Annotated in this window: 27 protein-coding genes and 1 pseudogene; 19 read left to right on the top strand and 9 right to left on the bottom strand. The window is 51.7% G+C overall.

Annotation, left to right across the window (positions count from 1 at the left end; genetic code table 11):
* Positions 1-17: 17 nt before the first annotated feature.
* From phoU to KJS42_RS03320, 5 genes are all read left to right on the top strand, one after another.
* Positions 18-677 carry a phosphate signaling complex protein PhoU gene (gene phoU, locus KJS42_RS03340; protein ID WP_155604959.1) on the top strand — a complete coding sequence of 220 codons (660 nt, stop codon included), beginning with the start codon at positions 18-20 and terminating at the stop codon, positions 675-677.
* Positions 678-825: 148 nt separating this feature from the next.
* Positions 826-3,483 (top strand): DNA polymerase I, encoded by a 2,658-nt coding sequence (gene polA, locus KJS42_RS03335; protein ID WP_213621960.1) that lies wholly within the window; start codon positions 826-828, stop codon positions 3,481-3,483.
* A 37-nt stretch (positions 3,484-3,520) separates the two neighbouring features.
* The gene (gene mutM, locus KJS42_RS03330) at positions 3,521-4,399 is read left to right on the top strand and encodes a DNA-formamidopyrimidine glycosylase (RefSeq protein WP_213621959.1); all 879 of its coding nucleotides are present in this window, start codon (positions 3,521-3,523) and stop codon (positions 4,397-4,399) included.
* Positions 4,400-4,437: 38 nt separating this feature from the next.
* Positions 4,438-5,034: a dephospho-CoA kinase gene (coaE, locus tag KJS42_RS03325; protein ID WP_155604962.1), complete on the top strand. Its 597-nt coding sequence runs from the start codon at positions 4,438-4,440 to the stop codon at positions 5,032-5,034.
* Positions 5,031-5,594: a lytic transglycosylase domain-containing protein gene (locus KJS42_RS03320; RefSeq protein ID WP_213621958.1), complete on the top strand. Its 564-nt coding sequence runs from the start codon at positions 5,031-5,033 to the stop codon at positions 5,592-5,594. The genes coaE and KJS42_RS03320 overlap by 4 nt, the downstream gene beginning before the upstream one ends.
* Positions 5,595-5,666: 72 nt before the next feature.
* Here KJS42_RS03320 and KJS42_RS03315 read toward each other — a convergent pair whose 3' ends face one another.
* Positions 5,667-5,888 (bottom strand): alpha/beta-type small acid-soluble spore protein, encoded by a 222-nt coding sequence (locus KJS42_RS03315; RefSeq protein ID WP_059046046.1) that lies wholly within the window; start codon positions 5,886-5,888, stop codon positions 5,667-5,669.
* A 136-nt stretch (positions 5,889-6,024) separates the two neighbouring features.
* Between KJS42_RS03315 and nrdR the strand changes: the two genes are divergently transcribed.
* From nrdR to KJS42_RS03285, 6 genes are all read left to right on the top strand, one after another.
* Complete coding sequence (nrdR, locus tag KJS42_RS03310; RefSeq protein WP_068786490.1) at positions 6,025-6,495, top strand: transcriptional regulator NrdR; 471 nt, start codon at positions 6,025-6,027, stop codon at positions 6,493-6,495.
* A 187-nt stretch (positions 6,496-6,682) separates the two neighbouring features.
* On the top strand, positions 6,683-7,642 hold the full coding sequence (locus KJS42_RS03305) for a phosphate ABC transporter substrate-binding protein (protein WP_213621957.1): 960 nt from the start codon (positions 6,683-6,685) through the stop codon (positions 7,640-7,642).
* 87 nt (positions 7,643-7,729) lie between these two features.
* Positions 7,730-8,632, top strand: coding sequence for a phosphate ABC transporter permease subunit PstC (pstC, locus tag KJS42_RS03300; protein ID WP_155604965.1), 903 nt, complete (start codon positions 7,730-7,732; stop codon positions 8,630-8,632).
* Positions 8,629-9,516 carry a phosphate ABC transporter permease PstA gene (gene pstA, locus KJS42_RS03295; protein WP_193419090.1) on the top strand — a complete coding sequence of 296 codons (888 nt, stop codon included), beginning with the start codon at positions 8,629-8,631 and terminating at the stop codon, positions 9,514-9,516. Before pstC ends, pstA begins: the two co-directional genes overlap by 4 nt.
* 14 nt (positions 9,517-9,530) lie before the next feature.
* Positions 9,531-10,289, top strand: a complete 759-nt coding sequence (gene pstB / locus KJS42_RS03290; protein ID WP_193419092.1) for a phosphate ABC transporter ATP-binding protein PstB — start codon at positions 9,531-9,533, stop codon at positions 10,287-10,289.
* Between the two features lie 218 nt (positions 10,290-10,507).
* On the top strand, positions 10,508-11,131 hold the full coding sequence (locus KJS42_RS03285) for a DedA family protein (RefSeq protein WP_155604968.1): 624 nt from the start codon (positions 10,508-10,510) through the stop codon (positions 11,129-11,131).
* Between the two features lie 37 nt (positions 11,132-11,168).
* Here the strand turns inward: KJS42_RS03285 and KJS42_RS03280 are convergent, their stop codons facing one another.
* A complete protein-coding gene (locus KJS42_RS03280; RefSeq protein ID WP_244868363.1) occupies positions 11,169-11,426 on the bottom strand; it encodes a hypothetical protein in 258 nt (85 codons plus the stop codon).
* A gap of 205 nt (positions 11,427-11,631) precedes the next feature.
* On the opposite strand from KJS42_RS03280, the gene KJS42_RS03275 reads away from it, so the two are divergent.
* The 3 genes from KJS42_RS03275 (at position 11,632) to KJS42_RS03265 (ending at position 13,427) form a co-directional block, all read left to right on the top strand.
* Positions 11,632-11,751, top strand: coding sequence for a sporulation protein YjcZ (locus tag KJS42_RS03275; RefSeq protein WP_193419096.1), 120 nt, complete (start codon positions 11,632-11,634; stop codon positions 11,749-11,751).
* Between the two features lie 128 nt (positions 11,752-11,879).
* Entirely contained in the window at positions 11,880-12,377 is a 498-nt protein-coding gene (locus KJS42_RS03270) for a DinB family protein (RefSeq protein WP_213621956.1), read from the top strand.
* Between the two features lie 54 nt (positions 12,378-12,431).
* A complete protein-coding gene (locus tag KJS42_RS03265) occupies positions 12,432-13,427 on the top strand; it encodes a helix-turn-helix transcriptional regulator (RefSeq protein WP_213621955.1) in 996 nt (331 codons plus the stop codon).
* 15 nt (positions 13,428-13,442) lie between these two features.
* Here the strand turns inward: KJS42_RS03265 and KJS42_RS03260 are convergent, their stop codons facing one another.
* Genes KJS42_RS03260 through KJS42_RS03250 form a run of 3 tightly spaced genes read right to left on the bottom strand, consistent with a single transcriptional unit; the run spans position 13,443 to position 16,554 of the window.
* Entirely contained in the window at positions 13,443-14,276 is an 834-nt protein-coding gene (locus tag KJS42_RS03260) for a carbohydrate ABC transporter permease (protein ID WP_155604972.1), read from the bottom strand.
* Between the two features lie 23 nt (positions 14,277-14,299).
* Positions 14,300-15,187: a carbohydrate ABC transporter permease gene (locus KJS42_RS03255; protein WP_193419098.1), complete on the bottom strand. Its 888-nt coding sequence runs from the start codon at positions 15,185-15,187 to the stop codon at positions 14,300-14,302.
* Entirely contained in the window at positions 15,184-16,554 is a 1,371-nt protein-coding gene (locus tag KJS42_RS03250) for an ABC transporter substrate-binding protein (protein ID WP_418888793.1), read from the bottom strand. The genes KJS42_RS03255 and KJS42_RS03250 overlap by 4 nt, the downstream gene beginning before the upstream one ends.
* A gap of 225 nt (positions 16,555-16,779) precedes the next feature.
* Here KJS42_RS03250 and KJS42_RS03245 point away from each other — a divergent pair, with 225 nt between their 5' ends.
* The 4 genes from KJS42_RS03245 to KJS42_RS03230 are packed head-to-tail and all read left to right on the top strand — an operon-like array spanning position 16,780 to position 19,952.
* Positions 16,780-17,394, top strand: a complete 615-nt coding sequence (locus KJS42_RS03245) for a TetR/AcrR family transcriptional regulator (RefSeq protein ID WP_213621954.1) — start codon at positions 16,780-16,782, stop codon at positions 17,392-17,394.
* A gap of 34 nt (positions 17,395-17,428) precedes the next feature.
* Positions 17,429-18,310 (top strand): ABC transporter ATP-binding protein, encoded by an 882-nt coding sequence (locus KJS42_RS03240; protein WP_193419102.1) that lies wholly within the window; start codon positions 17,429-17,431, stop codon positions 18,308-18,310.
* A 5-nt stretch (positions 18,311-18,315) separates the two neighbouring features.
* Positions 18,316-19,119, top strand: a complete 804-nt coding sequence (locus tag KJS42_RS03235) for an ABC transporter permease subunit (RefSeq protein WP_213621953.1) — start codon at positions 18,316-18,318, stop codon at positions 19,117-19,119.
* Positions 19,120-19,157: 38 nt separating this feature from the next.
* Positions 19,158-19,952: an ABC transporter permease subunit gene (locus KJS42_RS03230; protein ID WP_213621952.1), complete on the top strand. Its 795-nt coding sequence runs from the start codon at positions 19,158-19,160 to the stop codon at positions 19,950-19,952.
* Positions 19,953-20,057: 105 nt separating this feature from the next.
* On the opposite strand, the gene KJS42_RS03225 is transcribed toward KJS42_RS03230, so the two are convergent.
* A complete protein-coding gene (locus tag KJS42_RS03225; RefSeq protein ID WP_306433125.1) occupies positions 20,058-21,254 on the bottom strand; it encodes a DALR anticodon-binding domain-containing protein in 1,197 nt (398 codons plus the stop codon).
* 60 nt (positions 21,255-21,314) lie between these two features.
* Between KJS42_RS03225 and KJS42_RS03220 the strand changes: the two are divergent.
* Positions 21,315-22,079, top strand: a pseudogene (locus KJS42_RS03220) (VOC family protein); the annotation flags it as partial.
* A 139-nt stretch (positions 22,080-22,218) separates the two neighbouring features.
* On the opposite strand, the gene KJS42_RS03215 reads toward KJS42_RS03220, so the two are convergent.
* From KJS42_RS03215 to KJS42_RS03205, 3 genes are read right to left on the bottom strand one after another with little or no spacing between them, the layout of a single operon-like run.
* Positions 22,219-22,632 carry a DoxX family protein gene (locus tag KJS42_RS03215; RefSeq protein ID WP_306433124.1) on the bottom strand — a complete coding sequence of 138 codons (414 nt, stop codon included), beginning with the start codon at positions 22,630-22,632 and terminating at the stop codon, positions 22,219-22,221.
* A 59-nt stretch (positions 22,633-22,691) separates the two neighbouring features.
* Complete coding sequence (gene vat(I), locus KJS42_RS03210) at positions 22,692-23,330, bottom strand: streptogramin A O-acetyltransferase Vat(I) (RefSeq protein ID WP_213621950.1); 639 nt, start codon at positions 23,328-23,330, stop codon at positions 22,692-22,694.
* A gap of 21 nt (positions 23,331-23,351) precedes the next feature.
* A complete protein-coding gene (locus KJS42_RS03205; RefSeq protein WP_213621949.1) occupies positions 23,352-23,846 on the bottom strand; it encodes a DUF6022 family protein in 495 nt (164 codons plus the stop codon).
* Between the last annotated feature and the right edge of the window lie 81 nt (positions 23,847-23,927).

Here is a 23,927-nt window from a genome sequence, read left to right as displayed (position 1 = left end):
AAGGAGGCTGCAGCAAGATGATTCAAAGAAAGGAATTTGATCAGAACCTGGAGGATTTGCGGCAACTGCTGAGACAAATGGGCGAGCATGTCGAGCACGCTTTGGCGGAGGCTATCAGCGCCCTGCAGGCTTTGGACTCGGCCAAAGCGAAAGAGATCGTGAAGCGCGATGCGGAGTTGAACCGAATGGAAGAGCAGGTCATGGAGATCGGCTCGCGTCTGATCGTGACCCAGCAGCCGGTGGCCAAGGATCTGCGCCGGATCATCGTAGCGTTTAAAATTTCCAGCGATTTAGAGCGGATGGGCGACTTGGCCATCGATATTGCCAAGGTCACTACGCGGCTGGAAGGTCAGACACTTATCAAGCCGTTGATCGATATTCCGAAAATGTCCGAGCTTGTTATTCTGATGCTGCGGGAATCGCTGCAATCGTATTTGGACGAGAATACCGATTTGGCCTATAAAATGGCGAAGGATGATGATGAAGTCGATCACTTGTACAGCCAAATGATCCATGAGCTGTATGCGTTTATGATCTCTAATCCGGAATCTCTCCAGCAAGCGATGTTGCTGACGCTGGTGGGTCGGTATATCGAACGAATCGCCGATCATGCGACAAATATTGGCGAAAGCGCCGTTTACCTGGTGACCGGCCATCGTCCGGACCTAAACGAATAATTCCTGCTCCCCCGCGGTCAACCGGCCGCCGCTCGCGAAATTGTGCGAGCGGCGGCCGGTTTTTCTTTTCCAAGGCGAGCTTTGGTGTTATCGGGAAGGCCCCTGTGTTATCATAAGAAAAGGTAGAAAACTGTGGACGAGGTGTCGTATGGAAAAATTGATACTTATAGATGGGAACAGCATTATTTACCGGGCATTTTTTGCCATGCCGCCGCTCACGAATTCCAGCGGCTTGCATACGAATGCCGTTTACGGTTTTACGAACATGCTGCTGCGGTTGATCCAAGAAGAGCGCCCCACGCATATGCTGGTGGCCTTTGATGCGGGGAAAGTGACCTTCCGCCACGAAGGCTACCAGGAGTACAAAGGCGGACGCGACAAAACCCCGTCTGAGCTGTCCGAGCAGTTTCCATTGATGCGCGAGCTCCTGGAGAGCTTCGGCATCGCCTGGTTCGAATTGGCCGGGTACGAAGCCGATGATATTATCGGCACCTTGAGCAAACGGGCCGAGGAAGCCGGTCAAGAAGTACTCGTTGTGACCGGAGATAAGGATATGCTGCAAGTCGTCAGCGATCGGGTTAAAGTGGCATTAACGCGCAAAGGTGTCAGTGAGGTCGAACCTTATGATCCGCAGCAAATCGAGGAGAGATACGGGCTTAAGCCGCTGCAAATCATCGATCTGAAAGGGCTGATGGGCGATACCTCCGACAATATCCCGGGGGTGCCGGGGATTGGGGAGAAGACAGCCCTGAAATTGCTGCACCAGTTCGGTTCTGTGGAGGAAGTACTGGCCCATACCGATGAATTGAAAGGGAAAATGAAGGAAAATTTGGTGAACCACGCAGAGGATGCCCGCATGAGCAAACAGCTGGCCACCATTTTCCGCGAGGTTCCGGTTGAACGCTCTTGGGAGGAGATGAAGTTTGACGGCATCCAGGAGGGATCGGCCGTTCCGATGCTGCGCAAGCTGGAGTTTAAGTCGCTGCTCGAGCGGATGTCCTTTGCCGGTGGAGGGAATTCAGAGGGAGCGGCTCCCGCGGAGATGGTTGAGATTGAGGTCACCGCGGTTAACCTGGAGAACCTGTCCGAGCTGAACGCCGATCTGGCGAACATCGAAGGGATCATTGTGGAATCCTACGGGGACAATCCGCATCAAGCTACAATGATGGGCATGGTGTTGTCCACCGCCAGCCGCCATTATTTCCTGCCGTTTGACGTGTTACAAGAGGGGGCGGCAGCGGAAGTGCGCGCCTGGTTGGCGGATGAGCACGTGCCAAAGCGGGGTTACGATCTGCACCGGGCGGACTTGGTGCTGTTCTGGCAAGGTGTCGCGTTTGCCGGAGCCGAACATGACGTGCAACTGGCCGCCTATTTGCTTGATCCGACGGAAAGCGACCAGACGATCAGCGGCCTGGCGGCGAAATACCAGTTGCCGGCGGTGCCCGGCGACGATGAGGTATACGGCAAAGGCGCCAAATTTAAGGTGCCGGAGCCGGACGCGTTAAGCCGTCATCTGGCTCGCAAGTCGGACGCCCTGCTGCGCATTCTGCCGCTACAGCGGCAGGAGCTCGAGAAATATGAAATGGAGCGGCTGTTCTACGAACTGGAAATGCCGTTATCCCGGATTTTGGCCGACATGGAGAAGCAAGGCATCGCCGTCAATAAGGAGGCCTTGAAAGAGCTCGGCGTGGAATTTGAAGCCCAGATCAATAAATTGGTAACGCGAATTTATGAAATCGCCGGCCTGGAATTCAATATCAATTCAACAAAGCAATTAGGAGAAATCCTATTTGATAAGCTGGGGTTGCCGGTGATCAAGAAAACCAAAACCGGTTACTCGACGGATGCGGAAGTGTTGGAGAAGCTGGCACCTTACCATGAAATCGTGCAGTTTATTCTGGAATACCGCCAACTGGCTAAGCTTCAATCGACTTACGTCGAGGGCCTGCTGAAGGAAATCTCGCCGAAAAGAGGTAAGGTGCATACGTATTTCCGGCAGACGATCGCCGCAACCGGACGCCTGAGCAGCCAATATCCAAACTTGCAGAACATCCCGATCCGCCTCGAGGAGGGCCGCAAAATCCGCAAAGTTTTTGTTCCTTCAGAGGAAGGTTGGTTTATTCTGGCGGCGGATTACTCGCAAATTGAGCTTCGTGTATTAGCGCATATTTCCGGTGATCCGGGGCTCCAGGAAGCGTTCCTGCACGATATGGATATCCACACCAAGACGGCAATGGATGTGTTTGGCGTTGGACCGGACCAGGTTGACGCCAATATGCGCCGTTCGGCCAAAGCCGTCAATTTCGGGATTGTCTACGGGATCAGCGACTATGGCTTGTCCCAGAACCTGAACATTACGCGGAAGGAAGCCGCCCGGTTCATCGATCAATATTTCGACGCCTTCCAAGGCGTCCGACGTTATATGGACGACATCGTGAAGGAAGCGAAGCGCGACGGTTACGTCAAAACGCTGTTGGAGCGCCGCCGTTATCTGCCAGAGATCAACGCGTCGAACTTCAACCTGCGCTCCTTCGCTGAGCGTACGGCCATGAACACACCGATTCAAGGCTCCGCGGCGGACATCATCAAACTGGCAATGGTGCGGATGGACGAGGAACTGCACAAGCACGGGCTCAAGAGCCGTATGCTGCTTCAGGTCCATGACGAATTGGTATTCGAGGTACCGCCGGAAGAGTTGGAGATCATGAGCAAGCTCGTGCCGGAGACGATGGGGAAAGCGTTAGAGCTCTCCGTGCCGCTTAAGGCCGAAGTGTCCAGCGGATTAAATTGGTACGAAGCGAAGTAGGTTCTTGGGATTACAACTTAGAATGAGGTGAGAGGATATGCCGGAATTGCCGGAGGTCGAGACGGTCCGACGGACCTTGACCCAATTGATCGTCGGGAAAACGATCCAAAGCGTCCACGTCTCCTTGCCGCGAATCATCCAACGGCCGGATGATATCCAGCGGTTTGAAGTCGAGCTCGCCGGACATACGATATTAGAGATTGGCCGCCGCGGGAAATTTCTGCGCATCATCATGGATGGGCTGGTACTCGTCTCCCATTTGCGGATGGAAGGGCGATACGGCGTTTATCAGACCGGCGATGAGGTGGAGAAGCATACGCATGTGATTTTCCGGTTTACAGATGGATCCGAACTCCGTTACAAGGACGTGCGCCAGTTCGGTACCATGCATTTGTTCTTGCCCGGAGAGGAATTTGCGGAGAAGCCTTTGGCCAAACTGGGGTTGGAGCCTTTGGAGGCCTCTTTTACGGCAAAGGCTTTTCAAGAGGTGATATCCAGGCGGTCTACCAAGATCAAGCCTGCGCTGCTAAACCAGGAATACATTGTGGGTCTGGGGAATATCTATGTGGATGAAGCCCTGTTCCGGGCGGGAATCCACCCGGAACATCCGGCGGACAAGCTAACCAAGCGGCAGATGGAGCGACTTCACACCGCTATCATAGATACGCTGACAGAAGCGGTGGAAGCTGGAGGATCCTCCATCAAATCCTATGTCAATGGACAGGGAGAGATGGGAATGTTCCAACATTCCTTGCGGATGTACGGCCGACAAGGGGAGCCTTGCCTAAATTGCGGACAGCAGGTGGTGAAGACCGTTGTAGGGGGACGGGGAACGCATTATTGCCCGAAATGTCAGCCTGCATACCGGACAAGTCATAAGACGCGAGGCGCTAAACAAACGATAGATGAAATTTAGGTCGAAGCTCCAAGTCAAAACAGTGAGGTGTATTGGGAATGAACATCGGACTCACCGGAGGCATCGCCACCGGGAAAAGCACGGTTTCCCGCATGCTAGCCAACCTTGGCGCCGCTGTGCTTGATGCGGATTTGATCGCCAGGGAGATTATGGAGCCGGGCCATCCGGTGCTGGCGGCCGTCCGCGAACGCTTTGGACAAGGGGTGCTTCACCCCGATGGAACGCTCAACCGCAAAAAGCTCGGCGAAATCGTCTTCTCTCATCCGGAGGAGCGTAAGGCGTTGGAGGCGTTGACGCATCCCGCCATCCGTTCCGAAATGAAGCGGCGTCTGGACGAGCTGGAACAAGAGGATCCGCACAGACTGGTGGTGGCGGATATCCCTTTGCTTTACGAATCGGGTCTCGATCCGTTATATGAAGAAATTATGGTCGTATACGTGCCCCGGGAGCTTCAAATGTCTCGATTAATCCAGAGGGACGGGTTATCTCGGGAAGCGGCCGAACAGCGTTTAAGCGCCCAGATGGACATCGAAGTAAAGAAGGAGAGGGCGGATATTTTGATTGATAACAGCGGTGGACTAGACGAGACAAAGCGGCAGATTGACGTCTTTTGGCGGGATAAGGGGCTAAAATGAGGTGGCTTCGCAAAAAGAGGGTTCTGCTTCTCCTGTTTATTGGCTTCACGGGCCTCATCTTTTTAAATTCCACCTGGCTTTCGTTATTTTATCCGATTTATTATAAAGAAGAAATTCGTCTACATGCCAAAAACAACGGTCTCGATCCGTTTATCGTTGCGGCGATTATCAAGGTGGAGACCAATTACAAATCGGGGGCGGAGTCCCGAAAAGGTGCGCTTGGAATTATGCAGATTATGCCGGATACGGCGGAGTGGGTCATCTCCAAAGCGAAGCTGCCCGATACGACGTTAGAGGACATCCGCAACGAGACCGAAACGAATATCCGGATCGGCACGTGGTACCTGGGGTCGTTATCCGAGCAATTCGAAGGCAACTCGATCGCTATGATCGCCGCCTATAACGCCGGGCCGACGAATGTAAAGAACTGGCTGAAGAGCGGACGATGGGATGGCCGGCTGGAGACGGCACAGAATATTCCGTTTGGCGAAACTAGGCATTACGTTCAGCGGGTCTCGCATTATTACAAGCAGTATGTGAAGATTTACGACGAGTTTTAGGTGGATTATTGCGAAAATATAAAGAAAGCATTGACCGGCTAATCGCCTGTCAATGCTTCCTTGGTGATCGGATTATTTGAATTGACCTGCCAGCTGTTGTTCAGCCAAGGTCACCAAACGTTTCGTAATGAAACCACCGATCGAACCGTTTTCGTAAGAGGTCAGGTTACCAGCATATCCGTCTTGTGGGAAAGAGATGCCAAGTTCCTGAGCAATTTCATATTTCATTTGATCCAAAGCTCCGGAAGCTTGTCTAACCACCAGGTCGTTCGAAGAGTTATTATTTTGGGCCATGATTGTTCACCTCCTTGTGGTTGGTAACAGTATTATGTGCCGGACTATCAACTTCAATCCGATGAATCTAAAGTAATTTATTGCCATTAAGTAAAAAAGGCCGTCATTACGGCATTTAGAGGGGAGGTGTTCTAGCTTGAAATGTCCGTATTGCGATTATTTAGGGACGAAAGTGCTGGATTCAAGGCCGGCTAACGAGAACCGCTCGATCCGTCGTCGCCGCGAGTGCGAGAAATGCAGTCGTCGGTTTACAACGTTTGAAATGGTGGAGGAAATGCCGCTGATCGTGATTAAGAAGGATGGAAGTCGCGAGGAATTTAGTCGGGAGAAAATGCTGAGAGGCTTGATCCGAGCCTGCGAGAAACGCCCGGTTTCCGTTGAGCAGCTGGAATCGATCGTCTCCGAGGTGGAACGTTCCCTGCGCCATTCGGCCAACGCAGAGGTTGAAAGCCGGGGGATTGGCGAATTAGTCATGGAGCAGTTATATCCGGTGGACGAGGTGGCCTATGTCCGGTTCGCTTCGGTTTACCGTCAATTTAAAGATATCAATATGTTTATGAAAGAACTGAAGGGCCTGCTCTCCAAAAATACGGGGGTCACGGAATAGTTTCTTTTACTAAAGCACTCTTCGCTGCTAAGCGCGAGAGTGTTTTTTTTATATTTTGCACAGAATAATCAGAACTAGATGAGGTATGTCTCATCATTTTACACAAAGTTTACAAAACGAAAACACAGGATTGATCTTCGCTTTCTATAATCAAATTGTAAAACACATAAGGGGGATACCTAAGACAATGAAAAAGAGTATGCTATTGGTTTTGACATTGGTGTTGAGCTTGACGCTGGCGGCATGTGGTCAAAACAACAACGCGGCACAAAACAACACGGCTGGAACGAACGGCGGCACTACGGATGAAGCATCCGCGAACAACGGCGGCAACGCAGCAACGTCGGAACTTTCCGGGTCGATCCTGGCGGTAGGTTCCTCGGCATTGCAACCTTTGGTAGACCAAGTATCGAAAAAATTCATGGATCAAAATCCTAAAGTTTCTATACAAGTTCAAGGTGGAGGCAGCGGCACGGGTCTGACGCAGGTCTCCGGAGGACAGGCGGACATCGGGAACTCCGACGTTTTCGCGGAAGAGAAGCTGGAAGCTGCTCAAGCCGGCGAACTGGTTGACCATCAAGTTGCAGTCGTGGCGATGGCTGCCGTCGTGAATCCGGATATCACCATCGACAATTTGACAAAAGACCAACTGGTACAAATTTTCACGGGTAAAGTCACGAACTGGAAAGACCTTGGCGGTCCCGATCAAGTGATTCAAATCGTCAACCGTCCTTCGAGCTCCGGGACTCGCGCAACGTTCGAGAAATATGCTTTGGGCACAAAAACGGAAGACCTGCAAGGTTCGATCCAAGAGGATTCCTCCGGTACGGTTAAGAAGCTTGTCGGCGAAACGCCGGGGGCGATTGGTTACCTTGCCTTGTCCTACCTTGACGATTCCGTCAAAGTTGTGAAATACGAAGGCGTTGAAGCTACAGAAGAGAACGTAGCAAACGGAACTTATCCGGTATGGGCCTATGAGCACATGTACACCAAAGGCGAGCCAAACGAAGTTGTTAAAGCGTTCCTGGACTTCATGGTTTCCCCTGACGTACAAGGCGACAACGGCGACGTTGTAGAGCTTGGTTATATTCCGGCAAGCAAAATGCAAGTTCAACGCGATGTGGATGGCAAGATCACACAGAAGTAACCAATAGGACTCGATAACATCATATCGGCGCGGCAAGAGGCGGACTGTTCTGCCTCTTTCTGTGCTGTTATTAAAGGGAGAGGTTTCATGGCTCAGTCCGGCGGAAGAAAAAAAATACAACCGCATATCGTCGAGGAATGGACCGGCAAAATTTACGCTTCGTTTTGTATCGTATTGCTGGTCGTCACCATCTTCTCGATGGTTTATTACGTAGCAACCAAGGGGTTAAGCACCTTTTTTCAAGACGGGATCGCATTTCGCGAAATATTCGGCAGTACGAACTGGAAACCGGATGGGGAACCTCCGGTATTCGGTGCCCTTCCGTTTATTTTGGGCTCATTCGGCACCTCGATTTTGGCGGCGTTGATCGCGGCCCCGCTCGGCATTTGCGCAGCTTTATTTATGGTCGAAATTATGCCAAAGTTCGGGAAGAAATATCTGCAGCCGGTCATCGAATTGCTGGCTGGGATCCCTTCCGTTGTATATGGTTTTGTGGGGCTCAGCGTCATCGTGCCTTTCTACCGGGATATTTTCCCGGGACAAGGTCTTGGTATCTTGGCCGGAGCGACCGTGTTGTCGATTATGATCTTGCCAACGATAACTTCGATTGCCACCGATGCGCTAGCTGCTCTGCCTCCCGGTTTGAAAGAAGGTTCTTACGCACTCGGCGCAACGCGCTGGCAAACCTTGTATCGGACCGTCTTGCCGACAACCATGCCGGCTTTATTAACTGGGGTCGTATTGGGCATGGCCCGGGCTTTCGGGGAAGCCCTGGCGGTACAGATGGTCATCGGGAATGCGCCGCATATTCCGCGTTCTCTCTTTGAATCCACCTCCACCTTGACCAGCGTGATTACACTGAGTATGGGGAATACGGTGATGGGATCGACGCAAAACAATGTCCTTTGGACGCTGGCGCTGATCTTGATGCTAATGACGTTCATATTCGTCTTTATCGTCCGGTGGCTGGAAAGGAGAGCAAAACGATGAGCGCAAAAACTGTAGACAAAATCGCAACGGCCGTCATTGTCGCTTTGGCCGGATTGATCGTTCTCATTATGGCGGGTTTACTCGGCTTTATTTTAGTTCGGGGGTTGGGGCATATCAGCTTCGACTTTCTTACGTCACCGCCCGAAACGATTAAGGAAGGCGGCGGGATCGGCCCGCAATTATTCAACTCTTTATTCCTTCTGGTCTTAACGATGATCATCACCGTACCGCTAGGTATCGGGGCAGGGATCTATATGAGCGAATATGCCAAACCGGGGAAAATCACCGATTTTATCCGTTTGATCGTGGAAGTGTTATCCTCTTTTCCGTCGATCGTCGTTGGTTTGTTCGGTCTGCTCGTACTCGTAAATGTATTCGGATTTGGGTTTTCCCTGTTCTCGGGTGCATTGGCTTTAACGATTTTCAATCTGCCGCTGATGGTGCGGATCACGGAGCAGGGATTAGCCAGCGTGCCGCAGGCTCAGAAGGAAGCCAGTTTGGCGTTGGGCTTGTCCAAATGGAAAACGATCCAATCGGTCATGCTCCCGATCGCTACGCCGATTATCCTGACCGGGACCATCCTGGCTGCAGGTCGCGTGTTTGGTGAAGCTGCGGCGCTGCTGTTCACCGCCGGCATGAGCAGTCCGCGGCTTGACTTTAGCAACTGGAATCCGCTTAGTCCGACGTCACCGCTAAATCCGTTCCGTCCGGCGGAAACGCTGGCCGTTCATATCTGGAAGATCAATTCCGAAGGTTTGGCACCGGACGCACCCGAAATCGCCGCCGGCGCTTCGGCCGTACTGATATTGACCGTGCTGGCATTTAACTTGCTGGCCCGCTGGCTCGGACGCGTGATGCTCAAGAAATTTACGGCGACGAAATAGGAGGACGAAGCCAAGTGCCTAATATCGAATTATCAACGAAAGACTTAAGTGTTTTTTACGGAGAGAAGCAAGCCGTTAAGAATATATCGCTTGATTTTGCCTCCCGGCAAGTTACCGCATTGATCGGTCCTTCCGGCTGCGGTAAATCCACCTTTCTGCGCAGCTTAAACCGGATGAATGACCTCATCAGCGGAGCAAAGATCACGGGAGAAATCTGGATCGGGGAAGACAATATCAATGCTCCGAAGACGGATGTCGTGCTGCTGCGGCAAAAGATCGGCATGGTCTGGCAGCGTCCGAACCCGTTCCATAAGTCCATTTATGAAAATATCGCTTTTGGGCCGCGTTACCACGGGATCCGGAATAAGAAGAAGCTGGATCAAATCGTCGAGGAATCGCTTATCAAAGCGGCGCTATGGAACGAGACGAAAGATCGACTGCATACCTCCGCCTTAGCTTTATCCGGCGGCCAACAGCAGCGCCTCTGCATTGCCCGTTCGATAGCGGTTAGTCCGAGCATCATCCTGATGGATGAACCGGCTTCAGCCCTGGATCCGGTGTCCAGTGCCAAAATCGAAGAATTGATTGCTGATCTGAAGAAGGATTATTGCATCATCATCGTGACGCACAACATGCAACAAGCGGCTCGAGTGTCAGAGAAGACGGCTTTCTTCCTGATGGGGGAACTGGTCGAGTATGACGATACGAGCAAGATCTTCACCAATCCGTCCGAGAAACGGACGGACGATTATATTTCCGGTCGGTTCGGTTAAGCCCGGCTGCTGGATTCACCAAACAAACAGGTCAACCGGGGACTCCCTTTCCGGTCTGGCCTTCTTCTCGTTTTCGGGGACAATACCGGACCCGGGGCGGGGGTTCGCCCCGTCCGGGGTCCCTTTTAGATTGGAAAATCTCCGTATATACTGATAACATGGAAGAAAGGACACAAGTGGCGTTGGCAGCGCCTGGAATGACTAAAGGAGATTAGATCATGAACGTGCTGGATTGGATAGAAAGGATGTTTGAGCAATACGGCTATTTTGTCCTGCTGCTCGGACTTCCCATCGATTTTATCGCGCTGCCGCTACCGCCGGGTCAAACGACATTGACCTATACCGGATATTTGGCTTATAAGGGCCTCCTTGATTTTCTGCCGGCTGTGCTGGCCGGATACGCAGGGGCGGTGATCGGAGTGACCATCACCTATTGGATCGGACACCGGGTTGGCGCGCCGCTGATCGAACGGTACGGAAAGTGGATTCTGGTAAAACCTTCGCATTTGGACAAAACAAGACGAGTCTATGAGAAATATGGCAACAAGATGCTGTTGATCAGTTTCTTCGTGCCTGGTGTTAGACAGTTTTTCGGTTATTTCGTCGGTATTATCCGCATCCCATTTCGAACCTTCGCTTTGTATGCTTACACCGGGGCAGCTCTTTGGGTCGTTACTTTTGTGAGCATTGGATTTGTGTTTGGCGAACAGTGGCAGGTCGCCATCGACCTGGTTGAGAAATATTTGAAGTATTTTTTTATGGGGTTGGGGGCGCTGCTCGTGCTGCTCGTGTATATGAAGTGGCGTCGATGGAGGCTGAAGATAGCCAAACTATCCCGGTAATACCCAAAAGGCGCAGGATGTTGATCCTGCGCCCTTGTTATTTCTTTCGACTTTTTTTATTTTCGGGTTTGCTTCGGAGCAGCATGAATTCGTCAATCAGCGTTTCCTCGGTATCGCTGCTGGATGTGCCGCTGCCGTTCCCTGCTTTTTCTTCCTTCAGCTTTAACAGGGAGAGCAAATCGAAAAAATCCCCGAGCACGGTGAACCCGGCTCCGATAATCGCCAGGTCATCCGAGGAGATATCATTGTCTTGGAGTCTTTGGTACTGACGTCTTTTTTTTCCTCCCAAGAACACCACCTGCTTTTAAGATTGACTTGTTTCATCATATGCAATGAGCAAAAGTCGTGATTAGGCGGCTGCAATGGACCGGATCTGAAGCTCAGGTTATTTAGACAATCTGGCATGATAAACCCATTTTTGCTGAACTCCGCGAATGTCCCGATCGTTCGCAAGCAGGTCGTAATATGATGTTCTATATTTAAAAAGGAGGGAAAAATCAATGTCGGGATATGAAAATGGCGTAGGCAACGTAGGTTACGGTGGTTTCTGGACTTCTACGGGTACAATCCTGGTTCTGTTCATCCTGTTGGTCATCGTTTCCAGAGCGCTTATCGTATAATTGAGGCGTACACCTCCACAAGGGCCCTGCTGCAGCGGGGCCTTTGTTTTTTTTATAACACTGACCGTAACTGTCAGTGTTTCCTCGCTATACTCAAGTCAAAACTATATTTTGCGGGAGGAAACAAGATGTTTGCCAAAATCGAAGAGTTTATTGAAGCCTGGACGGAGGAGAGTAAATTGACGGAACGCATCATGGAAGCGCTAACCGATGCATCATTATCCCAGCCGATTGTGGAAGGACGCAGAACTTTAGGGCAGATTGCTTGGCACTTGGTTGGATCGATCCATTACATGACCCATTGCGGTTTGAATTTCGCTGGCCCGGCTGGCGGTGAGCATGTTCCTGCATCAGCGGCAGAGATTGCGGAGGAGTACCATCGCATCAGCGAGGCGCTCATCGAGGCGGTCCGATCTGAGTGGACGGACGAACAGCTGCTGGCAACGACGGAAATCGCGGGCGAACCGTGGCCGAACGGAGCCTCACTCCGGTTTACACTCATGCATCAAGCGCACCATCGGGGACAAATGACCGTATTGATACGTCAGGCCGGGCTTCGTCTACCCGATGTCTACGGACCGAATTACGAGTCCTGGATCGAACAAGGAATGGAGCCGCTGGCCTAAAGCGGTCAGGGCGGTTAAAATAGAAGCAACATTTCACCGGAAAGGGTGATGCGCATGTCCAAAGCGGATCATATGTTGTCGATTCTATGGCTCCTTCGGTCTGGCCGGAAGATGACCGCCCGTCAGCTGGCCGACGAGCTGGAGGTTCATATCCGTACTGTGTACCGATGCATCGACTCGCTCTGTGCCAGCGGCGTGCCAATTGTGGCCGATGCCGGGCCGGGCGGCGGTTACCGGATTCTCGGCCGATTTGCGGAATCGCCGCTGATGTTTGACGCGGAGGAGCAGAAGGCGCTGGTGCATGCTTCGATTTTTGCCCGGGAAGCCGGATATCCGTTTAGTGAGGCGTTAATCCGCGCGGTGGACAAGCTGAAGCTGTACACGAACGAAGAACAGCTGGAGCAAATCGAACGCCACGGTCGCGGCATGTCGGTGATCTATCCGCCGGTGGATGAAAGGGAGCAGTCCTTCCTGCAAACTCTGGAACTGGCGTCGGCTGAAGGCTGTTCGCTGGAGATGGCGTACCGGGGAGGTAAAGATGAGGCCGCCGTCGACCGTGTGTTCGATCCTTACGGCATCGTACACTGGAAGGGGAGCTGGTATACTGTCGGCTACTGTCGGTTGCGGCAGCGGCTTCGCAGTTTTCGGGTCGACCGGATCAAACGATTGGAACGTAGCGAGGAGCGGTTCGAACGGCCGTCCCATTTTTCCGCCAAAGCGTTCTTGTTAGGGAATTTGTTGCCGGAGTCGTTGGAGGATGCCTCCTTACTCACGGTGAGAATCCAAGGCCACGAACGAGCCTTAAACGAGCTGCAGCGTCACTGGCTGTTTGGTCACACCTTAGTTCAACGAAACGAAGAGGAGGCGGTTTTCCGGATGGAAAGCGCCTCCTTGCTCACCTATGTGCCTTATTACTTGCTACCGTATGGGAAAGCTCTAACGATCATGGAGCCTGACGTCTTGATCAAACGCATGGCGGAAGTCAGCCAGACGATGGCTGAACATTATCAACAGATGCAGGTGCGTAGCACAGAAGGCAAGGAAGGGTAAGCAAAGGTCCGCGCATCACCCTTTCGTTCCCCCTTGCAAACCGAACCCCTTGGACATAAATCGTTGGGATAAGATGTACAGCACAATGGACGGGATTGCGTACATAATGGAGAAAGCAGCAAGATTGCCGTATTCAATCATCCCGTATTGACCAAAGAACTGGTACAGCTTTAGGGAAGCCGGGAAGTTTTCCGGATTTTGCAGCAAAATGTAAGGGACGAAGAAATTCCCCCAGCTGCCTGAGAAGGTGAAGATCGCCACCGTACAGATCCCCGGGACCATCAGTGGCGCAACAACCTTACGGATCCCCATAAACACGGAGGCCCCGTCTACCCAAGCCGCTTCCTCCATATCCAGTGGGACGGAGTCCATGAAGTTCTTCAGCATCCATATGCCGTAAGGCATGGAAGAAGCCACATAAAACAGGATCACGCCGAAGATCTGGTCATATAACTTCAGGCTAAGGAACAGCTGATAAACCGGGACCATTACCGCGGTGATCGGCAGAGAAGTCATGAACAAGATGGTCAGCATAAACGGCTTCTTGTACTTCATCTGGTACCGGGACAACGGATAGGCAGCGAGCAGCGCCAAGATGACGACAAGCACCGCCTGCCCCAGCGACATGATCAAGCCAATCAGGAATGCGCGCTGGTTCTCGCGGCTGGTGATGACCTCGATGTAATTGTCCGCCGTCACCGCCTTCGGCAGCTTCAGTGTTTGCATTGCATTGGCGTCGACGGAAGCAACCGCGACCCATAACAAAGGCAAGACGAAGCAGATCCCGATGAAGGTGAGGATCGCATAGGGCATGATTCGGTAGATGATTTTCCGTTGTTTTGCGCTCATAACGAAGTCTCCTTGCACTTGGACTATTTCAACGAGCGGGTATAGAACAAGCTGAGCACGATCCCGATTAACAGAAGCAGTAAGGAGATCGCGGTGCCGTACCCGAGTTGATAGTTCACGAAGGCTTGGTTGTACATAAAGATTGGCAGCGTGGTCGTGGATGTACCCGGCCCCCCGCCGGTCATGGCGTAGATTAACCCGAAGACGCCCAATGTCTGCAGCGTGACCAGCATCATGTTGGTGGTAAAGGTCTCCTTGATGTAGGGGATAATGATCCGAGTCAGGACCTGCCACCGTGAGGCGCCGTCAACAACCGCGGCTTCTTCCACCTCGCTTGGTACATCGTCCAACGCCGCTTGAAAGACCAGCATCGAGAAGGCCGTGCCGTGCCAAATGTTGGCGAGGATGATGGTCAGCATCGGAACGGTATACAGCCAAGTAACGGCTGGAATTCCCAGCGAGGTGATGATCGAGTTCAGCGTGCCTTCGTCACCGAAGAAGCTGTACAAGCACAATGCGCAGACGATCTCCGGGGTGACCCAACCGGCCAGGACAATCGTGCCGATGACCCGGCGGAACGTCTTATTCTTATGCTTCATAAGCAGGGCGATGAGAAAGCCCAGCACCTGCTGCCCGATGACCGCCGAGCCAAACAGAAAGACGAGCGTATTCCATATGCTGATCTTAACCGTCGGGTCTTTGAACATGTGGAGATAGTTGTCGAAACCGACGAATTTCAGTTCTCTGGCGGATTCCCCCGTTAAGGCGAGGTTCGTAAACGAGTAAAAGAAGGTCAGAAAGACCGGATAGATAAAAAATACCAGCATGATTGCAATCGAAGGGAGCATGAAATACAGCCATGCGTACGAATTTCGTTTTCTGGAGTAACCTTCCGCCGCCATGCTGCTCATTTTTGGATGACTCCGTTCTCACCTACGATGCGGGTCACGTCCTGGGCATACTTTTGGGCTGCATCCGAAGGGGAAGTACCTGTGGCAACCGACTCAACCATCGTTTGGATTTGCGTCGATACCTCCGGGTATTTGTCCTGCGCCGGGCGGAACTCGGCGTTCTGTAAGTATTCCGTAGCGATCTCGTTAAACGGCATTTTTGTGTACCCCGGATCCTTGGCGACATCGGCCCGGACGGTAATATTACCCGAAGCGGTAACCAGCTTTTGGCTGTTTTCCTTATTTAGCGCATATTTGATAAACTCCCAGGCTTCGTCTTTATGCTTGGCGTTGCTTGGAATGGACAAGGCCCAGCCTCCGGCAAGGGTGATGGAACCCGGTGCCTGGCCTTGGCTGGTTGGCATGGGGGCAAAGCCTAACACATCCTTGTATTCCGGCCAAGGGGATGCTCCGGAATCAAGATAGTTGCCCGTGATCCAGGAACCGTCGAGGGAGATGGCTAGCTTGCCCTGTGGCAAATATTCGCGGGAAGCGGTGTTGCCGGCCTGCCCGTTCAGGACTTTGGAGAGCGGAGGTCCAAGCTTCTCCTTGTTCACGGTTTCAACAAACCCTAACGCATCCAAGATCCCTTGGCTTTGAATGATCCATTTGCCGCTTGCATCGTCATACAGCCGTTCGCCCGTACCATACAAGAGCATTTCGTACGTTTGCATGGACGTGGCTTCCCCGGTCGCCTTTCCCATGTTCATCCAGATTGGAACGATGTCCGGCGCCTTCTCCTTCACTGTGCGAGCCGCATCAAGCACTTCCTCCCAGTTCTTCGGTGTCCAATCCTCGGGGAGGCCCACCTGCTTGAAGATTTGCTTGTTGTACCAAAGCCCGCGTGAGTCGGTATTATACGGTACTCCGTACACCTTGCCGTCGCTGGCGGTTACGCCCTTCTTCATCGCCTCGATGAACGAACCGTTCGTCCAGTCCTCCCAGCCCTTCAACCGTTCGTCCAGCGGTTCCAGATAGCCGGCACTGGCGTCGGAATTGAGGATAAACGTATCCTCTGTTACGATATCCGGCGCAGTATCTTTGGACTTTAAGGCCAAGGCAATCTTGGCAAAATAATCACCTTCCGATGCTTGGATCGGCGCCGGTTTGATCTCGACCTCCTTATTTGGATAATCAGCGGCAATTTCCGTTAGCCAACGATACAGCGAGCCTTTCTCTCCAGCTCCGTCATCCCGGTACGTCACGGTAATCGTTGTTTTTCCGGAACTGCCCGACTTGTCACCGGACCCGGAACACCCGGCTAGCAGTGTCCCGCCCAAGGCCGTGCACAACAAAACGGAAGCGATGGCCCAACTTCTCTTTTTCATGAATGACATGTTGTTCCCTCCCTGTTTTCGTATCCTCTTTGGGTTTGGCTCCTCTCAGGTTGTGAAAGACATTACGTTGTATCCGCTTTCATGCCTTCCAGTAAAACATACTTATCGATAGAAAGATTTATTCAGGAATCGCCTCGAAAAACTATTGACCGAATCGGTTTATGGCAGTATGATCTTATCGACCGATTCGGTTTATGGTGCACGGGAGGTGAAGATATGGAGAAATTTTGGAGTTTGCCCTTGGAAAAACAACATGGCATTATCGATGCGGCTTTAGCGTGTTTCGGTACCAACGGGTACAAGAAGACGTCGATGAACGACATCGCCGCGGAGGCCGGGATTTCTAAGGCGATGGTCTTCCATTATTTCGGCACGAAGAAAGCGTTGTATCTCTATTTGATCAACTACTGCAGCGATTTAGTGATGAACGAAATCAATGCGAAGTTCGATGAAACACTGACGGATTTCTTCGAAAGGATTAAGCAAGCCACGAACATTAAAGTGTCTGTAATCGGGAGGCATGCGGCAGTGCTGTCTTTTTTGACCAGTGTGTATTTCGAAACGAATGAGGAAGTGCGGCAGGACATTACGGCGATTTTGGCCAAAGGGGAGGACATCCGGAATCGGATCGCCTTGTCCGGTGTGGATGAATCGAAGTTTAAGGAAGGTATCGATCTGCAGCTTCTCATGAACATGCTGACCTGGATGGCGGAGGGGTTTACCAGTCAGATGTCCAGGGGGAACAAAATAGATATCGAGGTCATCGCAAGGGAGTTTTTCCGTAGCATCGACATGCTGAAAGCGCAGTTTTATCGGCCGGAGTATTTGTAAGTGGCGGCGGTTTATTCGAGAAGGAGGGCGTACCATGAGCGTGATTGAAGTGAAAAACCTCACAAAGAAATATGGGAACTCGAGAGGCATTACCGACGTAAACCTGCAGGTAGAAGAGGGGGAGATCTTCGGCTTTATCGGTCCCAATGGGGCTGGGAAGTCGACGACGATTCGGACACTGTTAGGACTCATTTACCCGACAAGCGGCAGTGCAACCCTGTTTGGCAAGAGCTGCATTCAACACCCCGAGATCCGCAGGGAGCTCGGATATCTGCCTTCGGAAGTCTTTTATTATGATGGCATGCGCGTGATCGACTTGCTCAACTATTCCGCAAGCTTTTACAAGAAGGATTGCACTAAACGAATCAAGGAACTGGCAGAGCGAATGGACTTGGATCTGAAGAAGAAAATCGACGACCTATCCTTTGGTAATAAAAAGAAGGTTGGAATTGTGCAGGGGCTGCTTCATGAGCCGAAACTCATTATTCTCGACGAGCCAACCAGCGGGCTGGATCCGCTGATGCAGCAGACCTTTTTTGAACTGGTCGCGGAGGAGAACCGGAAAGGGGCGACCGTATTTTTCTCGTCCCATATCCTCAGTGAAGTGCAGAAGATGTGCAGCCGCGTCGCCTTCATTAAGGAAGGGCGGATCATCAAACAAGAGAAGATAAGCGACCTGCAGGACAACAGTTACAAGAAAGTTAGCCTGGAGGCAAAGTTCGCGATCGATCCGACTGCTTTCCAAATGGACGGTGTCAGTAATCTTGAGTTGAAAAGCTCTGCGGCCAGCTTCATCTTTAAAGGCAACCTTAACGCGATGATGCAAAGAATTGCCGAGGTTGAACTGACCAACATCTCTATCGTGGAGCCTGATTTGGAGGAAATCTTCATGCATTACTATGTGAAGGAGGAATAGCTGCCATGAATATGGTACTGCATGAACTGAAATCAATGAGGAAATCAGCGATTGTTTGGACCTGCGCAATGATCGCCTTGGCTGCGCTCTACTTGTCCATTTATCCCAGCGTAGCGAGCGATGCGTTGGATTTCAAAAAGCTGCTCGGCAGTTACCCGGAATCCGTTCAGGCCATGCTGGGCATTGATTTGGATACGGTCACCTCGATCTTGGGGCTATATTCCATGATTTTCTCCTTTATCGCTTTATGTGGCGCGATCCAGGCAATGAACCTTGGTGTATCGATTCTGACCAAGGAGTCGAGGGAGAGAACAGCGGATTTTCTACTGGTCAAACCCGTGTCGCGAGCGCAAGTCGTCAACTCCAAACTGTTGGCAGCTTTGCTGATCTTGGCGGCGATGGATATCGTCTTCTACGCGGCAACGTCGCTTATCGCTAACGGAGTCAAAATAGAGGATTTCAGCCAAAAGCTATTTTTGATGATCAATTTGACTCTACTTTTTGTTCAGCTCATGTTCCTGGCGATCGGCATGGCGTCCTCCGTGTTTTTTACCAAACTCCGGAGCGTCCTTCCGTTATCGCTGGGCGTTGTGTTCGGATTATATTTGATTGGCGCCTTGCTCGCGACCGGGGAGGACAAAAAGGTTTTACGTTTTGTCTCGCCCTTTAAATATTTCGAGCCTTCCTACATTCTGGCCCATGCCGGTTACGAGACGCCTTACCTAATCGCCGGCTCCGTTATTGTTGTGGTTGCGATGGCGTTGAGTTACGCGGTATACCTGAAAAAAGATATCCATGCCGTCAGCTAAAAACTGCGCTTTGGACTCGATCGAACGGAGGAGTTGCGATGAATATATTCAGAAGGGAACTCAGGGCGCACCGGAAGGGCCTGATCATCTGGGGCGTGTGCCTGTTCTTGCTGGTCGTCAGCGGGATGAGCAAGTATTCGGCCTATTCTGCCGGCGGCGCGAGCAGCGAGGTATTTGATGCCTTACCGCAAACGATGAAGGCGTTGCTTGGAATCGGGTCGTTTGATGTCACGCAAATGAGCGGATTCTTTGCCATGTTATTTTTGTATATCGAGCTGACAGTGGCTATTCATGCGGTGCTGCTGGGGAGCGGGATCATCGCCAAAGAGGAACGGGATAAAACGGTCGAATTCCTTATGGCGAAGCCGGTGTCGCGGGGAAACGTCATTACGGCCAAACTGCTGGCCTCTTTGGTCCAAGTGGTGATTCTGAATCTCGTCACCCTGGTCTCCTCGCTCGTGATGGTCTCCGCCTACAATAAAGGAGAGGCCATCACAGGGGAAATCCTGCAATTCATGACCAGCTTGTTGCTGGTTCAGTTCATCTTCCTATCGATGGGAACGGCACTTTCAGCCTTGTTGAAACGGCCTAAAACCGCGGGCTCCATTGCCACAGGGATCCTGCTGGGATGCTTCGTCATTTCCAAAATCACCGACTTGACAGACGAACTGGATGCTTTAAACGTGCTCTCTCCCTTTAAGTACTTCAGCTATGAACGCATCGTAAAGGGAGAAGGGATTCATGCAGGGATTGCCGCTCTATCCGTCATTTTGGTGGCGGTGCTGGTCATTGCCACTTATACGGCATATCGCAAAAGAGAATTAAACGTTTAAACGTTGCACGGCAGAGGCAGAACTCCGCCCATGAAGCGGCGCGGCCGGATAATCGGCCGCGCCGCTTCGGGATCGGTTGGTCCGTTTCGCCGATGTTCTTGCCGCTTACATGCGATCCGGGGCCGGCAACCCTATCACATCCAGTGCATCGGCAATTGTATTCTTAAAATTGGCAGTGAGCCATAGCCGGAACGGTTGCCGATTCGGCTCGGCCTTCAGAATTGGACAAGCCGTATAAAAATGATTAAACAAGGTGGCGAGCTCATAGGCAAAATGGCAGATCGGCGTAGGGGACAGTTCCTCGCAAGCCGCACTCAGCGTATCCGGCCAAGCCGCGATCTGCCTAAGCAAGGCATGTTCAGCCCGTTCCAACGGGGTGAAGTCTTCCGGGAGCGACTCCCTTCGCAGGAGCCCGTTTGCTTGGGCTTTGGTCAGGATGCCGGCGGCTCTGGCATGGGCGTACATCAGATATACGCCGGTATTGCCTGTCGTCTCCGTAGCCTGTTGAATATCAAACACCACTTCGGTAGGTAATGCGTACCGCAGTAAGTAGTAACGGATTGCTGCAGCCGCGATCAAGCGGCTGGACAACCCCTCGGGATCGGAGCGCTTGCTTTCGATTTGCGCTTCCATGAGGCACAGCAAATCGGACACTTTGATACCGATTCCTTGTCGTCCGGACATGGCGTATGCGGTTTTGCCGTCGGAGGTGTCGATACTCAAATCCCTTGCCGCACCAGGGCTTAGTGAAACAACGCCATAGCCGACGTGGCGCAGGTTCTTCGCCGAAGCTTCAAATCCCAGGACCTCCAGTGCTTGCTTTACCATCGCCTGCGGGTACTCCTGCCTGCGGTCGATCACGTTCACCACGAGGTCTGCTTTGCCGTAATCGGCGGCGATCCCTTCTGCATGCGTGGACCATAGCCCATCCGCAAACCCTTTATACCGAAAATCGTTCGTCAGCAAACCGAACTTCCAGAGATGGTACGCGATATCCTTGGCTGTGTAGGTCAAAATTCCATTAGACCGAACGAGAACCTTATCGGCTTGATGTTCGGTATCGGGCCCCGTTTCTGAATCGGGCACCGGCTGTTTCAGCACCCAGCAGCCTTCCAGCTTCCCGGACGTTTCCCTTTGAAACTGCTCGGTTTGCTGAAGCAACCGAAAGGCCGAATCCCAAAACCCTTCCCGGACGATACGGCTCTCCCACACCAGCAAGTCGTAATCAATCCCGAAAGACTTCATTTCTTCCAGATGCTCACGAACGATGCGCTCCGCCGTAAGTAAACCGATCCAAGCCACATTTCCGTCCCCGTCTTCCAACGCCCGTAGCACTCGAGTTCTTTGCTTCAGAAGCGCGGGACGTTCACGGTTTGGGGGGTTCCATTTATGGCGATCTCAGCAGGCCCGTTCTTCCAACCGAATCCTTCTATTTCGTGCATCGTCAATTTCGACCCCTCCAGAGACCCTAACGCCAGAGAGATGCTTGATGAGGTGTGGAACAAGCTGTCTGACGGCGGGACTGCGCTTATGCCGTTGGATCGATATCCTTTCAGCGAGTGGTATGGCTGGATTCAGGACAAGTATGGGTTCACATGGCAGTTGATGTTAACAAATCCGGAGGGGGAGCCGCGTCCAGCGATTGTTCCGTCCATGATGTTCATAGGGGATAACTGTGGCAAGGCGGAAGAAGCACGTGAATTGTATCTTTCCGTATTCCGGAATGCGAAACCGGGCACGATCGTCAAGTATGGCCCCGGCCAAGAACCGGACCAAGAGGGGGCGGTGATGTTCTCTGATTTTAGGTTGGAGAACGCCTGGTTCGCAGCGATGGACAGCGCGTATGACCATGGGTTCAGCTTTAACGAAGCGATTTCTCTCTTGGTAAACTGCGAAACGCAGGAGGAAATCGATCATTATTGGGAAAGTCTTTCTGCCGTTCCCGAGGCTGAACAATGCGGTTGGCTCAAGGATCGGTTCGGCGTCTCGTGGCAAATCTCTTCTTCCGACTTGGACGAGATGATGAACCAGGGAACATTGGAGCAACGCAATCGCGTGACGCAGGCCTTTTTGAAAATGAAGAAGTTTGACATTGCGGAGTTGCAACGGGCTTTTGAGGGAAAGTAAACGCTATGGTAAAGGCGCGGTAATTACTATGAGCTTTAAGCCTTGAACAGCAGCTTGCGAACCCACAGTACATCTCAAGAAAGAGGCTGATCCCTACGGATCAACCTCTTTCTTCCTACCGGAGCCATTCCCCGTCTCACTACCCAAAGATCGGTGAGGATAAGAGGATAGCTGCGATAAATACAATCTGCAGCAAGCTGCGTACCCCCAACTTCGGTACGGGCTGTCCGCCGATGGTTATCCCTTGGTTTGCCGCATAAATATTGGCGGGAAACATGGCGATTAACAATAAAACCAAGCAAATGGAGGCAAGGAGAGAAAGGGAGGGAATCAGGATTCCGATAGCCCCCGCGATTTCCAGAACCCCTGTTGCGGATACCACCCAAGCGGCGTTGGGAAAGCTGGGAGGAACCATACGGTTGAGGTCCTGGCGCCTCTTTCCCCAATGAGCAGAAGCCGCAAGCAACAACATGACAACGACTGCGGCTTGCAGCGAGGAGTGCCAACTATCAAAGTAGGTCCAACCTAGCAAACCGACCGAACGGAATATCACGAAGGACGTTACTAATGCGATAAGTGGCGCTATTGGAATTTCCCTCCTTCATGTAGAGTTTATGGAGCGTATTTCATCTTACTTAACGTTTCGATATCCCCGCTGACGATGGCGCCGATATAGGAATTAATGACCTGAATGTCGGCATCCCACCATCGGATGTCCAGCAACGCTTGGATGACTTCAGGCGCAAAGCGTTTGCGAATTTCCTTAGCAGGATTGCCGCCGACGATCGTATAGGGGTCCACATCTTTAACGACGACGGATTCGGCGGCAATGATGGCCCCGTCGCCAATTTTTACTCCAGGCATAATGGTCGCGTGTCTGCCGATCCAAACATCGTTGCCGACCACCGTATCCCCTTTAATCGGCAAATCCTCCAAGGTAGGAGTAAATGCTTCCCACCCGTTTCCGAAAAGGTTAAAAGGGTACGTCGATCCATCCATTCGATGGGTTCCTCCATCCATCATAAATCGAACTTCAGGAGCGATGGAGCAAAACTTGCCGATGATCAACTTCGTTCCGATAACTTCATAGTGGTACAAGACTTGATCATCGAACGCTTCCCCGTTGGAGGCTTCATAATAAGAGTACTCGCCAGCAATAATATTCGGCTTGGTAATGGTATTTTTAATAAACTGCAGATTGGAATTTCCAGGGATCGGATATTTCACATTAGGGTTTGGGCCTGTGATCATGATTTTCCTCCCGCAACGATTTCATTTGTCTTTGATGTGGCGAACTCCATGCAAAATACGATCTTTAACGCTCTCCCTCAACGTATAAAGCTTCGGAGTTTCCGGAATGTCGAATTTCAAATGGGAATGGGGAATTTCCGTTAACAAAGTCCCGAGGGGAAGCGTCCCCTTTCGATGGATAACGTTCCAGAATATTCTCGATCTGTTCTCCTCGGAGCCCCACTTTTCAAGGGAATTTCTGAAAATCAAGCATTGACCGATGACGAAATCATCTTCTTCCACAGGGGCTATAACCTCGAATCCGGTCTCCATTAAGCGATTGAACAACGGCGGCATCAGTTGGTTTAAATACAGCGCATATGCCGCATCCTCGATTTCGAGAAAAGCCTTCGTTAGCTCCTCATGCATTGAGTCATAAAGAGACTTCCATACGGTGCCGATATACCGATTCCCTTCTTCGCCAATCTCCTCGATCGACATGTCGGGGTGGAAAAGGGGCAGATCTTGCGGGTTCATCTACATCTCCTCCTTGTTTTGTTTAAAGCCATTGTATAACATAGAAGCAAATTGAAAGGTTAAGCATAATTAAGTGCTGAA

Source organism: Paenibacillus sp. J53TS2, from assembly GCF_018403305.1.
GTDB classification, from domain to species: Bacteria; Bacillota; Bacilli; order Paenibacillales; family Paenibacillaceae; genus Fontibacillus; species Fontibacillus rhizolycopersici.
Note: the sequence above shows the minus strand (reverse complement) of the source record. Positions and strands in the feature narration are given on the sequence as shown.